This is a genomic window from Sphingobium sp. TomMM35A, assembly GCF_054771735.1.
In genome coordinates, this window is record NZ_BSRC01000001.1 from 1,605,297 (window position 1) to 1,618,107 (window position 12,811).

Consider the following 12,811-nt stretch of genomic DNA (forward strand, 5'->3'; position numbering starts at 1 on the left):
TTGGGCAAGGAAGACCGGCATCCGGCGGAACGAAAGTTCGGCAGTGAGGAAGGCGGGCTTCGCATCCACCAGGCGATTGCCCGGCAGCTCGGCACCGCGATCGTGGCTGGAATCCACAAGCCGGGCGATGTTTTCGAAGGCGAGATAGAGGCGGCCGAACGGCTGCGCGTGTCCCGCACCGCCTATCGGGAGGCAGTGCGCATACTGGTGGCCAAGGGCATGCTGGAAAGCCGCCCCAAGGCGGGGACGCGCGTCCTGCCGCGCAGCCGCTGGAATGTGCTGGACCCCGAAATGCTTGCCTGGATGTTCGCTGGGGAGCCGGACGCGGCCTTCATCCGGGACCTGTTCGAACTGCGCGGCGTCATAGAACCGGCAGCGGCGGAATTGGCGGCACGGCGGCGCACCGGTTCGCAGCTTTTGGCGATGGAGCAGGCGCTTGCGCAGATGCGCGGCCATGGACTGTCGACGGAAGAAGGACGCGCCGCCGACCAGCGTTTCCACCACGCCATCCTCGCCGCGACGCAGAATGACGCGCTGGCTGCGCTGGCAAGTTCGGTTGGAGCCGCGGTCAGTTGGACCACGACATTCAAGCAGCGCAGGAAGTCACCCCCGCGTGATCCCTTTGCCGATCATCGGGCGGTGTTCGACGCGATTGCGGCGGGCGATGCGGAGGGTGCGCGAGCGGCGATGAGTGAGCTGTTGCGGCTGGCGCTGGCGGATATGGATATTGCGCTTTTGGAGCCGGTGGCGGGTTCCTGAGCGGTACTGTCGGAGTGGAGGTTGAATGGGCGTGACGCCCTGGTGTCAATATTTGACGTCATCCCAGCGGAAGCTGGAATCTGGGTGGGATGGCGCTTCCCCGACTGAGATCCCAGCTTTCGCTGGGATGACGGCAATGGGGGTGGGCTTTTTTGGGCGTGGTTTTGTCGCAGACCTGATCAGCCCTGATCGATCAGGTTCCGGATGCGGCTTGCCAATTCCTGGAGCGTAAAGGGTTTCGCCAGCAAGGCGATGTCGGGGTCCAGCTTTCCATCGCGCAGGAAACCTTCGCGGGTGTAGCCGCTGGTGTAGAGAATCTTGAGCCCTGGCCTTAGCGCCAGCGCTTTGTCGCTTAGCTCCTGGCCGGACATTCCGGGCATGACGACGTCCGTGAAAAGCAGGTCGATTGGCTGGTCGTCCGCTTCGATCAGGCGTAAGGCGGAGAGGCCGTCGGCGGCCTCCAGAGGTCGATAGCCAAGCTCTCTCAGGATTTCGACCGAATAGGCCCGCACGCCATCGTCATCTTCCACCACCAATATGGTTTCGCCATTGGCGGACGGGTCGTGCGTCACTGCCCTTTCTTCCGTCGGACCTTCCGCTTCCCCGGTGAAGCGCGGCAGGTAGATTTTGACGGTGGTGCCCTTCCCCTGCTCCGACAGCACTTCGACATGGCCGCCCGACTGCTTGACGAAGCCATAGACCTGGCTGAGGCCGAGCCCCGTGCCTCTGCCGATTTCCTTGGTGGTGAAGAAAGGTTCGAAGATGCGCGACAGGACGGTCGGCGCCATTCCGGTGCCCGTGTCGCTGACCGAGACCATGACATAATCGCCGGGAGTGACGTCGCCACAGGCAGCAGCGTATCCGCTGTCGAGATGCGCGTTGGCGGTTTCGATCGTCAAAGTGCCGCCGTCGCCCATCGCGTCGCGCGCGTTGACGGCGAGGTTCAGCAGCGCGCTTTCGATTTGGTTGGGGTCCGCCTCCACCGGCCACAGATGCGGTCCGGTGACCGTTTGAAGCTGGACGAGTTCGCCCAGGGCCCGTTTCATGAGATCGGACAAGCCTTCAACGACCCGATCGAGATGCAAAGGCTTTGGCGACAAGGGTTGCCGCCGGGAAAAGGCGAGCAGCCGCTGCGTGAGCGACGCGGCACGTTCTGCGCCTTGCCGTGCATTGGCGATGGCGCGGCTGATCCTCGCCGAGTCCGATCCTTTTTCCAGACTGCGCTCGGCCAGTTCGATATTGCCGTTGATGACGGTCAGCAGATTGTTGAAGTCGTGCGCGATGCCGCCCGTGAGTTGCCCCACCGCCTCCATTTTCTGCGCCTGACGCAGTTGCTCCTCGACCGCACGCTTTTCGGTGAGATCGCGCGTGACCTTCGCAAAGCCGATCAGGCGGCCCTGATGGTCATGGATCGCATCGACGACGATATTCGCCCAGAATTGAGAGCCATCCTTGCGCACGCGCCAGCCCTCAGCCTCAAACCGCCCAGTGGTGGACGCGACCTCCAGCGTGCGCGCGGGCATGCCCGCTTCCCGATCAGCATCGGTATAGAAGCAGGAGAAATGCCGCCCGACAATTTCATAGGCGAGATAGCCTTTGATCCGCTCCGCCCCGGCATTCCAGTTGGTGATCGTGCCGTCCGCATCAAGCATGCACATGGCATAGTCGGTGACGCCCTGAACCAGCAGGCCGAAACGCCGCTCGCTCTGCTCCAGTTCGCGGAAGGCGGCCTGGATCTGCTCGGTACGTTGTTCGATCCTTTGTTCGAGCGTGGCGTTGAGTTGGCGCAATTCCCCTTCCGCCACGGTGCGGGCGGCGATTTCCCGCTGCGCCTTGTGATGGAGGCGCGAATTATCGATGGCGATCGACGCGTGGCCCGCGACGCCAGCCATGACCTTTTCATGTTCGACGGTGAAGCGGCCCGGCAGATGATGGCCCAAGAAGAGGCCGCCCTGAACCTCGCCACTTTGCGAAATGACAGGCACCGCAAGGTAGCTGGTGACGGGCAAGTGACCGGCAGGCATGCCCTTGTGGGGGGCATTATGCCCGTAGCGCGCATCCTGCTTGATATCATCGGACCGCACGATCCCCTCTCCCATGAAGGTAGGGGCGAAAACGGCGGTATTGCGCGGCATGGGAAAGCCCGCAAAGGCCTCCCGCGGAACACCGGACAGGCTGTAGAGCATGTAGCTCTCACCATTCTGGTCGATCAGATTATAGAAGAAGGCGCCGAATTCCGCGCCGGTCAGCTCTACGGCGGCGTCCGTGATGGTCTGTACGACCAAGTCAAGATTCGGTTCGGCAGCGACGGTCGCGCCTATGCGATTGACGATTTCGAACGATGCCTGAAGCGACACGTTGCGGACGGCCGCCCCGACCAGACGAGCAAGCTGCTCAAGCAAGGCGATCGAAAATTCATCCGGCGCATCCGCGCGCGCCCAATAAGCGCCGATCGCCATCGGCTGCGACCCGGTTTCGACCGGAGTCATCACCATGCTGCGCACGAAAGTGGGTTCGTACAGATGATGAGGGACGCGCGGGTCAGTGAAGATATCAGGGATGACGGCTGTTTCCCCGTGCATCATCACCCAACCTGAGACACAGGCCGATTGCGGGAATCGCTGCCCCGCCCAAAGGGGCTCGATGGCATCTTCCGCGACATAGAGGCAGTCGTCGCCGTCTGCCCTGACGAAGGTGATGCCCTGCGCCCCGGCGATAACGCGCGCCGCCGTGCGCACGACCTCAACGACATCGTCGAGCGATCGGGCGTTCGCCAACCTCTCCGCTGCTGCGAACAACGGCGTCCATCGTTGGGACGCCTCATGGGCGGGCACCAGCATGTCCAATCGGGGCGGCCTCGGCGAAAATCTGAAGCACATCATAACGCCTTGTTATTGAACCGCCAACAACTCCGCCTCGCGGAAGTTGGCTAAACGAGGTTAAGGCGTTGGCGCACAAAGGCGAGCGCTTGGAAGGTCATTAGAGGATATGATCTTCGTCGAACGGCGGGCGTGATTCGGCGGCTCGCAGGAGCGGTCAGGAGGCGGCATGGCGGATTGCGCGCGCCTGCGCCAGATGATGGTCGAGCAACAGATCATCCGCCGGGGCGTGGGTGATCTCCGGCTGTGGGCAGCGATGCGGGCCGTGCCGCGCGAGCGCTTCGTTCCGGAAGATGTCCGAAGCCTGGCCTATGAGGACAGGCCCTTGCCGGTCGAGGCGGGCCAGACCATTTCGCAGCCCTATATCGTCGCGCGGATGATAGAGGCAGGGGCGATCAGTCCGGAGGATCGGGTGCTGGAGGTGGGTGCGGGCTCCGGCTACGCGGCGGCGGTCATGAGCCGCCTTGCCGCGCATGTCTTCGCGGTCGAGCGTATCGCCGAACTGGCTGCGCTGGCGGAGAGGCGGATGAAGGCGCTTGGCTATGACAATGTGTCGATCGGCTTGGGCGACGGCACCGCAGGATGGGCGGAGAAGGCGCCCTTCGACGCCATATTGGTGGCGGCTGGCGGTCCGGGCGTGCCGCCGCCGCTGCGCGAACAGCTGGCGATCGGCGGACGGTTGGTGATGCCGGTCGGGGATGGCGGCGAACAGCAGCTTGTGCGCCTGATCCGCAAGGACGAGGAGGAGTTCGATCTGACGGTGCTGGAGGCCGTGCGGTTCGTGCCGCTGATCGGCGCGCATGGCTGGAAAGATGCGAACGCCGATCCCTGAGCGGGAAAGCGCATCCCGGACAACCACATGCTCGTGCAGTTAGCCTGCAGCTGTCCGGGATGACCTTATTGCCATCAGGTATGACAACGCTGTCTTCCTTAAAGCGTTGGGCGGATCGATCAAGTCCTTTTTCCTCTCGGCCCTTAAAAAGCCGCGGCCTTGTTTTGCGTGGGCTTTCCATGCCAATGCGGTGGCGATGACATGGGGTTTTCATATCAGAGCGGGCGCGGTCCGGGGTTTTCATGGCCAGCATCCATGACGTAGCCGCGCTGGCTGGCGTTTCCATCAAGACCGTGTCTCGGGTCGTCAACAAGGCGCCCAATGTCAGCGAACAGCTGCGCGAGCGGGTGGCGGCGGCGATACAGCAACTCGACTATCGGCCGAACCAGTCCGCGCGGCGGCTGGCAGGCGGGCGGTCATTCATGATCGCCTTTCTCTACAACAATCCCGTCGCAAGCTATATCAGCGGCATCCAGGCGGGCGCGGTCAACCGGTGCCGCGAACTGGGCTATCATCTGGTGGTCGAGCTGATCCCGCTGGCGGGCGAGGAGCGGTTCGACATTCTTGAGGGGCTGGCAGCCGCACTGCGCCCCGATGGCGTGTTCCTCGCGCCGCCGCTGTCCGACGATCCCGCCGTGCTGGAATGGCTGGCGGAGAAGAAGTTGCCCTGCGCGCGGATCGCGGGCCCGAACGGGGCGCAGAGCCTGAATATCGTGACCCCGGAATGGGAGGCGGGACGGATGGTGGCCGATCACCTGCTAGGTCTTGGCCACCGCAGGATCGGCGTCATCACGCCGCCGCCTGCCCATGAGGCTGCGACGCACCGGGTCGACGGGTTTCGCGAAGGGCTGGCCGCGGCGGGGCTGGCGGAGGAGGCGGCGCTGTTCGTGGAGGGCGGGTTCGACTATCCGTCGGGGATCGCTGCGGGCGAGACATTGCTGGGGCTGGCCGAGCCGCCGACCGCGATCTTTGCGACCAATGACGACATGGCGCTAGGCGTTCTGCAACTGGCGCGGCAGCGGGGCTTGCGGGTCCCTCAAGACCTCTCCGTGGTCGGCTTCGACGACACGCCCGCGAGCCTCACCGCCTGGCCGCCGCTCACGACTGTGCGCCAGCCGCTGGCGCAGATGGGGGCAGCGGTCATCGACGCGCTGATCAACCGGCCCGCAAAGGCGCCCCAGTTCGATTTCGAGCTGGTGCGGCGGGAAAGTTCCGCGCCGCCCCGCGCCTAGCCCGCGTAAAGCGGCGTCGGCATGCCCTTCACACCGGCATCGACCTCGAACAAGCCGCCGTCATAGTCACTGTCCGGCAATCCGACAGCCGCCGAACTCACGAACATGCGATCCAGCCCGGCACCTGCAAAGCAGATGTTCGTCACCTGCTGCGCTGGCAAGGCGATGACGCGGTCGAGCTTGCCGTCGGGCGTGAAGCGGCTGATGCGGCTGCCGCCCCAATGCGCGATCCAGATATGCCCGTCGGCGTCCACTGTCATGCCGTCGGGATAACCGTCTCCGTCGCCAAACTGGATGAAGACCTCGCGCGCGGACAGGCCGCCGCCTTCGGTACGGGGGAAGCGGTAGACGGTGCGGCGCGCGCTGTCGGTATGATAAAGCCAATTGCCGCAGGGCGAAAAGGCAGGCCCGTTGGGCACGCGATAGCCGCTGTCCATCTGCGTCCAGCGGCCGTCCGGGTCCAGCCGATAAAAGGCGCCGCTGTCCTCCGCCTCCGTCATGTCCATCGTGCCGCACCAGATGCGCCCTTCCGCATCGGCCTTGCCATCGTTCATGCGGTTGCCAGGCAGATGCTGTTCAGGATCGCCGAACGGCTCAAGCGTGAGCGGATCAAGGGAAAGCCGCGCAAAACCGCTTTGCAGGCCAGCGATGAAGCCGCCGCCCTGCCGCTCGACAACCCAGCCGATCGGCTCCGGCATCGTCCAACGGTCGATGCTGCCATCCGTCAGGGAAAGGCGATTGAGCGCGGGGGCGATGATGTCGGTCCAATAGACCGCATTGTCGCGCGCGGACCAGAGCGTCCCCTCGCCCAGCTTGTCGCGAATGTCGCGCGTGATGAGTTGCCACTGCGCCATGATTCAGCGCTTTACCGAAAGGCGATAGATCATGACGTGACGATAGGGCTTGCCGGGATCGACCCGGGCCGAGGGAAAGTTCGGGTGATTGGGCGCATCCGGGAAATTTTGCGGCTCAAGCGCGAAGCCGTCCCCCATGCGATAGAGATGATCATTTTTGCCAAGGAATGTCCCGTCGAGAAAATTGCCGGAATAGAATTGAAGTCCGGGCTCCGTGCTCAGCACTTCCAGCACGCGGCCTGACGCGGGGTCCTCAAGACGCGCAGCCAGCTCCGGCGTCGCCGTCCGCCCCTTGTCCAGCACCCAATTATGATCATAGCCGCGCCCGAAACTGATCTGCCGATCGGCGCCGGCGCGCACGGCGCCATCCACGCGGCGAGGCGAGCGGAAGTCGAACGGCGTTCCCGCGACCGGCCTGATCTCACCAGTAGGGATAAGTCCCGCATCGACGGGCGTATAAGCCTTGGCGGGTATCGTCAGCAGATGACCGAGGGCGCCGCCCGGTGCGCCTTCGCCCGCCAGATTGAAGACGGCGTGGTTGGTGAGGTTGACGATGGTCGGCTTGCTCGCCTGCGCTTCGAAACTGATGGTCAGGCCGCCGCTTTCGTCCAATGCATAGCTGATCCGGGTGCCGAGCTGGCCGGGATAGCCCGCCTCGCCATCCGGGCTGCTGTAGGACAGCACGACTTCCGGGCGCGGTTCGCTGCGGACCGACACGACCTTCCAGACCTGTTTGTCGAACCCTTTGCCGCCGCCGTGCAGCGTATTGCCTTTGTCATTCAGAGGCAGCTGGTAGCTTTGGCCGTCCAAAGTGAATTGGCCGCGTCCGATCCGGTTGGCATAGCGGCCGACCGTCACGCCGAAAAAGTCGGGTCGCTCCAGATAGCCCGCCAGATCGTCATAGCCGAGCAGCACGTCAGCCTGCTTGCCGTCCCGATCGGGGCCAGACAGCGACTGCAATGTCGCGCCATAAGTGAGGATGCGGGCCGACACGCTGTGCCCGTTGGAAAGGGTGATCGCCTCTATGGCCGTACCGTCAGGAAGCTGGCCTGCGGGAGCGCGGCTGGCTTCAGCCGCAAGTGCTGACGTGCTTGCCATCAGACACGCGAAACAATAGGACGATGATGTTCGAAAAGCATGGCTGATCCAGCCCCTCTGCATACGATCCCCCTGCCGCCGGGGTATATTGACGCCCGACGGGCAGCTATATACTCGGACAAATAGAAGCAGCACAAGCCTGTTGGCCCCTGTTGGAGAAGATGAATGCCTGCACCTCCCTCATCATCAGCCACTCTGACTGCGGGCGACCATCCCGCCACCCGGTACGGGCCTGCACTGACGCTGCTGGCGAGCCTGTTCTTCATGTGGGGCTTCATCACCGTCATCAACAACACGTTGTTGCCGCACCTGCGCAGCGTGTTCGAGCTGAACTATACGCAGACGACGTTGATCGAGTCCGTATGGTTCATCGCCTATTTCGTCGCGTCGATTCCTTCGGCCAAGCTGATCGAACGTGTCGGATACCAGAAGTCGCTGGTGATCGGCCTGCTGATCATGGCGGCGGGGGCGTTGGGCATGATGCTGGCGGCCAGCCTGCCATCCTATGGCGTCACATTGACCATGCTGTTCATCATCGCGAGCGGCATCACGCTGCTTCAGGTGGCGGCCAACCCCTATGTGGCGGTTGTCGGCAAGCCTGAAACCGCATCTTCGCGCCTAAATCTGGTGCAGGCGATGAATTCGGCCGGAACGATGCTGGCGCCGCTGTTCGGTGCTTATCTGATCCTTGGCCGTTCCAAGGGCGGCACGTCGAGCGCCGACGTCGTGCTGACTCCGGCAGAACGGCTGGCGGATGCTCAATCCGTGATTCTGCCCTATGGGTTGGTTGCCGTCGTGTTGGTGGTGCTGGCGATCGTCATTGCCCGCTTCCCCCTTCCCGCGATGGGATCATCGACCGCCCGGTTGGCCAAGGAGGAACGGAAGAAGCACTCACTCTGGTCGCATCGCAATCTGGTCTTCGGCATCCCCGCCATCTTCATCTACCTGATCGCGGAAATCGGCGTCGCCAACCTGTTCGTGAACTTCGTCAGCCAGCCGGACATCGCCAATCTGACTCATGAACAGGCTGGCCGCTACCTGAGCTTCCTGTGGGGCGGCATGATGGTTGGCCGGTTCGTAGGGTCGGCGATCATGCAGAAGGTGGACGCGGGCAAGGTGTTGGCAGCCTTTGCCACAGGGTCGTTCATCGTGATGCTTGTCGCGGTGTTCAGCCACGGACCCGTCGCAATGTGGGCGCTGATCCTGGTGGGCCTTGGCCATTCGATCATGTTCCCGACCATCTTCACCCTTGGCATTCGCGGCCTGGGGCCGTTGACCGAGGAAGGTTCCGGACTGCTGATCATGGCGATCGCTGGCGGCTCGCTGGTGGTCGTGCAGGGATGGCTTGCCGACAATTACGGTCTGCAGAACAGCTTCCTGCTGACGGCTGCCTGCGAACTGTACATCCTCTTCTACGCGCTTTGGGGTTCAAGGCCGACGCACGCGCTGCCTGACCAGCATCTGGAATGACGCGCGTTTAGAGAGCCAAGCAAAGGAGAGGCCGGGGTGCATATAACGCCCCGGCCTTTTGCATGGGCGGCTATTCAGCGGCGAGCGGATAGGCGGCGCGTGGCGCTTCGCAGGCGATCGCATCGACCAACGAACCGATAGCCGTCTGAATCCCTGGCAGGCCGGGGCCGGGATTGTCCAAGGCGGCGTCCAGATAGAGGCTGCGGTCAATCTCCACCTGCATGGCGTAGAAGTCATGGCCCGGCTGCCCATGGCGTTCGATCATATGGTCGCCCGCATAGGGATGGTTCTGCGCCACCGTCAGCCCATGCCCTTCCAGCACATCGGCCGCCAGCGTCATCAGCCGCGCTGATGCCGCCCGGCCGAAGCGATCGCCCAGCACTGCGGTAGGCGCGGGTTGCCCGGCGGCGGCTGCGGGAAGCGGCGGCATGGAATGGAGATCGATCAGCACGGCATGGCCATGCGCCTCTCGCGCGGATCGCATCATGCGGGTCAGGGTGGCATGATATGGGCGGTGGATCGTGTCGATCCGGCGGCGCACCTCCTCCCACCCGACAGGCCGCTGCCACAATTCATATGCCCCCGGCAGCCGGCGGGGAAGCAGGCCCAGGCCGCCGCGCAGCTTCGCGCTGCCTTGAAGAGCAGCGTCACGGGGCAGGCCCGTCACCATCGCGGGATCGATTTCCCGCTCATGCCGATTAAGGTCGATCATCGCCCGAGGCGCACGCGCCACCAGCACATGATAGCCGCGTTCGATCAAGGGGTGGGCGAGCAAGTCCGCCCAGCGATCCTCCAGCCGCCGCAGCACATCGGGCGCGACTCTGGCGCTGTTCAACAAGGCCGGGTCATAGGCTCGCCCGGCATGGGGCACCGAAATAACCACCGGGGCGATCGGCCGGTCCGGTCCGTAGAGATCATGCGAAGTCAAGGATTCGGCCGGAGCGCGCGGTGCGGAATAGCTCAAATCATCTCCTTCCACAAGGCGCGGCAAAAATGGTTACCCGGCTGGATATATATGTTGGTTGTCGCATATAATGACTGGCAGCGCCACCCGCGAGGGGTGCCGCACGAGATCGGCCGAGACCGGCCAGAGACGAGACTGACCCGAGCCATGGTTCGAATTCTGCTGGCCGAAGATGATGACAGCATGCGCACCTACCTCGCCCGCGCGCTTGAGCGATCGGGATATGAGGTGGTTGCCGTCGAGACCGGCGCGCAGGCGGTGCCATATATCGAAACGGATCAGTTCGACCTGCTGCTGACCGATATCGTGATGCCCGAAATGGACGGGATCGAGCTTGCCCAGCATGCGGCCACGGTTGCGCCGGACATGCGGATCATGTTCATCACCGGCTTTGCCGCCGTGACGCTGAAGGCCGGGAAAGCGGTGCCGCAGGCCAAGGTGCTATCGAAGCCGTTCCACCTGCGCGACCTGGTGCTTGAGATCGATCGTATGTTCGGCAGCAGCAGCATGAGCGGGCTGAACTGAAAGCCGTTTAGCCGGGGACGACTTCTTCCATATCGGGGGTCGGCGGCAGCGCTTCTCCTGCCATGGCGGCGGCGAACCGCTCCCTGTCGAGCCCCCTCTCCCATGCGGACAAGACCACGGTGGCGACCGCATTGCCGATGAAATTGGTAAGGCTGCGGCATTCGCTCATGAACCGGTCGATGCCGAGGATAAGTGTCATGCCAGCGACCGGCACGGACGGGACGATGGAGAGCGTGGCGGCGAGCGTGATGAAGCCCGCGCCAGTGACGCCCGCCGCGCCCTTGCTGGACAGCATCGCGACCAGCAGCAGCAGGATCTGGTCACCTATGCTCAAATCGACATTGGTCGCTTGCGCTATGAACAGCGCCGCCAGCGTCATGTAGATGTTCGTGCCGTCAAGGTTGAAGCTGTACCCTGTCGGCACCACCAGTCCGACGACCGACTTGCGGCACCCTGCCCGCTCCATCTTCTCGATGAGGCTGGGCAGCGCGGCTTCCGACGAAGAGGTGCCGAGCACGAGCAGCAGTTCCGCCTTCAGATAGCGGATGAGGTGCAGGATATTGAAACCGACGAGCCTCGCCACCAGTCCGAGCACGACCAGCACGAACAAGAGTGAGGTAAGATAGAAGGTCGCGACCAGTTCCGCGAGGTTCGCAAGAGCGCCTACGCCATATTTGCCGATGGTGAAGGCCATCGCGCCGAGCGCGCCGATGGGGGCGGCCTTCATGAGGATCGACACCAGCTTGAAAATGGCGTGGCTGGCGGAGTCCAGCACCTGCATCAGCGGCTCCGCCTTATCGCCGATCAGGGTCAGGGCGATGCCGAACAATATCGCGACGAACAGCACTTGCAGGATGTTGTGGCCATCCGCGACGGCCGAAATCAGCGTGGAAGGGATGATGTCCATCAGGAAACCGGTCAGCGTCCGGTCATGCGCCTGCTGCTGATATTCGGCGACCTTTCCCGCATCGAGGCTCGCCGGGTCGATATTGAGGCCAGCGCCCGGATGCACGACGTTCGCGACGATCAAGCCCAGGATCAGCGCGAGGGTGGAAAAGGTGAGGAAATAGGCGAAGGCTTTCGCCGCCACCCTCCCAATCGCGCCTAATTCCTTCATGCCCGCGATACCGGTCACGATGGTGAGGAAAATGACCGGTGCGATGATCATCTTCACCAGTTTGATGAAGGCATCCCCGAGCGGCTGGAGCGCGACGCCCGTCTGGGGGAAAAAATGGCCGATCAGGACTCCGGTCGCGATGGCGGCGAGCACCTGCACGTAAAGCTGGCGGTAAAAGGGCAGCGGCGTAGTCGCTCCGCCCGCTACGTTGTGGATGTCCTTCATGCGCGCCCGGCCGCCCCCTGTTTCCCCGCACAATATGGGCTGCACACCCTCTGTCCAGAGAATTAGCTTTTAAGCGAATTTCCCGCTTGCACACCCCACCACCCACCGCTATTGGCGCAACTCCCGTGGGCGTGTAGCTCAGTGGTAGAGCACTGTGTTGACATCGCAGGGGTCGCAAGTTCAATCCTTGCCACGCCCACCATCGAAAACCCCGTCAGATCAAGGATCTGGCGGGGTTTTTGTTTGCCTGAGGGAGGCGGGACTAGGACTCTGACCTCCGGTCCTGCTGCTCAATCTCATCCAGGACGGCCTCCGGCGCTACGTCTCGAGCGATGTCGTCCAGCACCGGATCGCCGGCTTTTCTGATTCCCAGATGCTGTGCCACCTCTAAGTTCAGCTGCACGAGCTTGGTGATCTCATGCTCAGCCAACAGGCTGATCTGAAGATCGAGGTCAGCTCGTTTGTCCGCCGCAGCTGCCGCTCGGTTCTGGCTGATCAATACAAATGTCGACAGGAATATGGCTTCGACCGATGCCCAGGTCGCGAGAATGACGAAGGTCGGGTCGAATGGCTTCACGCCAGGAATCACGCCAAGGTTGATCGCCACCCATGCGCCGAACAGCAGCATGTGGAGGTATACGAAGCGCATGCTGCCGGTAAATCGCGTTATCGCTTCAGCAGCCTTTTCTTGGATGCTTGCTCTTTGCTCTTCGCCGCGGCGGCGCGCTTCCAGGGCGGCGATGTTCCGCTTCAATGCTTCGGAAAGATTAGGTGGCTGAGGCGGGGGAACTGTCACCGCTGCTTCCGGCTCGCGCCCCGGAGGATTGCTCATAGTCACTACTTCCCAGGAGCGAGC

General features: G+C 63.1%; 11 protein-coding genes and 1 tRNA gene. 6 read left to right on the forward strand and 6 right to left on the reverse strand.

The features are described 5' to 3' along the window. The gene (locus tag ACYU8T_RS07950) at positions 1-759 is read left to right on the forward strand and encodes a FadR/GntR family transcriptional regulator (RefSeq protein WP_461159038.1); all 759 of its coding nucleotides are present in this window, start codon (positions 1-3) and stop codon (positions 757-759) included. A gap of 179 nt (positions 760-938) precedes the next feature. On the opposite strand, the gene ACYU8T_RS07955 is transcribed toward ACYU8T_RS07950, so the two are convergent. Then, entirely contained in the window at positions 939-3,638 is a 2,700-nt protein-coding gene (locus ACYU8T_RS07955) for a GAF domain-containing hybrid sensor histidine kinase/response regulator (RefSeq protein ID WP_461159039.1), read from the reverse strand. Positions 3,639-3,807: 169 nt separating this feature from the next. Here ACYU8T_RS07955 and ACYU8T_RS07960 point away from each other — a divergent pair, with 169 nt between their 5' ends. Together ACYU8T_RS07960 and ACYU8T_RS07965 are read left to right on the forward strand one after the other, a co-directional pair. After that, complete coding sequence (locus tag ACYU8T_RS07960; protein WP_461159040.1) at positions 3,808-4,470, forward strand: protein-L-isoaspartate(D-aspartate) O-methyltransferase; 663 nt, start codon at positions 3,808-3,810, stop codon at positions 4,468-4,470. 242 nt (positions 4,471-4,712) lie between these two features. Then, entirely contained in the window at positions 4,713-5,702 is a 990-nt protein-coding gene (locus ACYU8T_RS07965) for a LacI family DNA-binding transcriptional regulator (RefSeq protein ID WP_461159041.1), read from the forward strand. Here the strand turns inward: ACYU8T_RS07965 and ACYU8T_RS07970 are convergent. Then, positions 5,699-6,556, reverse strand: coding sequence for an SMP-30/gluconolactonase/LRE family protein (locus tag ACYU8T_RS07970; protein WP_461159042.1), 858 nt, complete (start codon positions 6,554-6,556; stop codon positions 5,699-5,701). The genes ACYU8T_RS07965 and ACYU8T_RS07970 overlap by 4 nt on opposite strands. Before the next feature lie 3 nt (positions 6,557-6,559). Then, positions 6,560-7,654 carry an aldose epimerase family protein gene (locus ACYU8T_RS07975; RefSeq protein ID WP_461159043.1) on the reverse strand — a complete coding sequence of 365 codons (1,095 nt, stop codon included), beginning with the start codon at positions 7,652-7,654 and terminating at the stop codon, positions 6,560-6,562. A gap of 165 nt (positions 7,655-7,819) precedes the next feature. On the opposite strand from ACYU8T_RS07975, the gene ACYU8T_RS07980 reads away from it, so the two are divergent. Continuing rightward, positions 7,820-9,124, forward strand: coding sequence for a sugar MFS transporter (locus ACYU8T_RS07980; protein WP_097092081.1), 1,305 nt, complete (start codon positions 7,820-7,822; stop codon positions 9,122-9,124). A 70-nt stretch (positions 9,125-9,194) separates the two neighbouring features. Here the strand turns inward: ACYU8T_RS07980 and ACYU8T_RS07985 are convergent, their stop codons facing one another. Then, the gene (locus tag ACYU8T_RS07985) at positions 9,195-10,088 is read right to left on the reverse strand and encodes an N-formylglutamate amidohydrolase (protein ID WP_461159044.1); all 894 of its coding nucleotides are present in this window, start codon (positions 10,086-10,088) and stop codon (positions 9,195-9,197) included. Positions 10,089-10,235: 147 nt separating this feature from the next. Between ACYU8T_RS07985 and cpdR the strand changes: the two genes are divergently transcribed. Next, positions 10,236-10,613 (forward strand): cell cycle two-component system response regulator CpdR, encoded by a 378-nt coding sequence (gene cpdR, locus ACYU8T_RS07990; protein WP_097092082.1) that lies wholly within the window; start codon positions 10,236-10,238, stop codon positions 10,611-10,613. 7 nt (positions 10,614-10,620) lie between these two features. Here the strand turns inward: cpdR and ACYU8T_RS07995 are convergent, their stop codons facing one another. Then, positions 10,621-11,955, reverse strand: coding sequence for a dicarboxylate/amino acid:cation symporter (locus tag ACYU8T_RS07995; RefSeq protein ID WP_461159045.1), 1,335 nt, complete (start codon positions 11,953-11,955; stop codon positions 10,621-10,623). A gap of 127 nt (positions 11,956-12,082) precedes the next feature. On the opposite strand from ACYU8T_RS07995, the gene ACYU8T_RS08000 reads away from it, so the two are divergent. Continuing rightward, a tRNA-Val gene (locus ACYU8T_RS08000) sits at positions 12,083-12,157 on the forward strand. A gap of 60 nt (positions 12,158-12,217) precedes the next feature. On the opposite strand, the gene ACYU8T_RS08005 is transcribed toward ACYU8T_RS08000, so the two are convergent. Then, on the reverse strand, positions 12,218-12,787 hold the full coding sequence (locus ACYU8T_RS08005; RefSeq protein ID WP_201514701.1) for a DUF1003 domain-containing protein: 570 nt from the start codon (positions 12,785-12,787) through the stop codon (positions 12,218-12,220). Positions 12,788-12,811 lie beyond the last annotated feature (24 nt).

Coding starts and splice junctions, on each gene's coding strand:
- ACYU8T_RS07975 (WP_461159043.1), bottom strand. CDS start 7,654: ATGGCAAGCACGTCAGCACTTGCGGCTGAAGCCAGCCGCGCTCCCGCA.
- ACYU8T_RS07995 (WP_461159045.1), bottom strand. CDS start 11,955: ATGAAGGACATCCACAACGTAGCGGGCGGAGCGACTACGCCGCTGCCC.
- ACYU8T_RS07965 (WP_461159041.1), top strand. CDS start 4,713: ATGGCCAGCATCCATGACGTAGCCGCGCTGGCTGGCGTTTCCATCAAG.
- ACYU8T_RS07980 (WP_097092081.1), top strand. CDS start 7,820: ATGCCTGCACCTCCCTCATCATCAGCCACTCTGACTGCGGGCGACCAT.
- ACYU8T_RS07970 (WP_461159042.1), bottom strand. CDS start 6,556: ATGGCGCAGTGGCAACTCATCACGCGCGACATTCGCGACAAGCTGGGC.
- ACYU8T_RS08005 (WP_201514701.1), bottom strand. CDS start 12,787: ATGAGCAATCCTCCGGGGCGCGAGCCGGAAGCAGCGGTGACAGTTCCC.
- ACYU8T_RS07960 (WP_461159040.1), top strand. CDS start 3,808: ATGGCGGATTGCGCGCGCCTGCGCCAGATGATGGTCGAGCAACAGATC.
- ACYU8T_RS07955 (WP_461159039.1), bottom strand. CDS start 3,638: ATGTGCTTCAGATTTTCGCCGAGGCCGCCCCGATTGGACATGCTGGTG.
- cpdR (WP_097092082.1), top strand. CDS start 10,236: ATGGTTCGAATTCTGCTGGCCGAAGATGATGACAGCATGCGCACCTAC.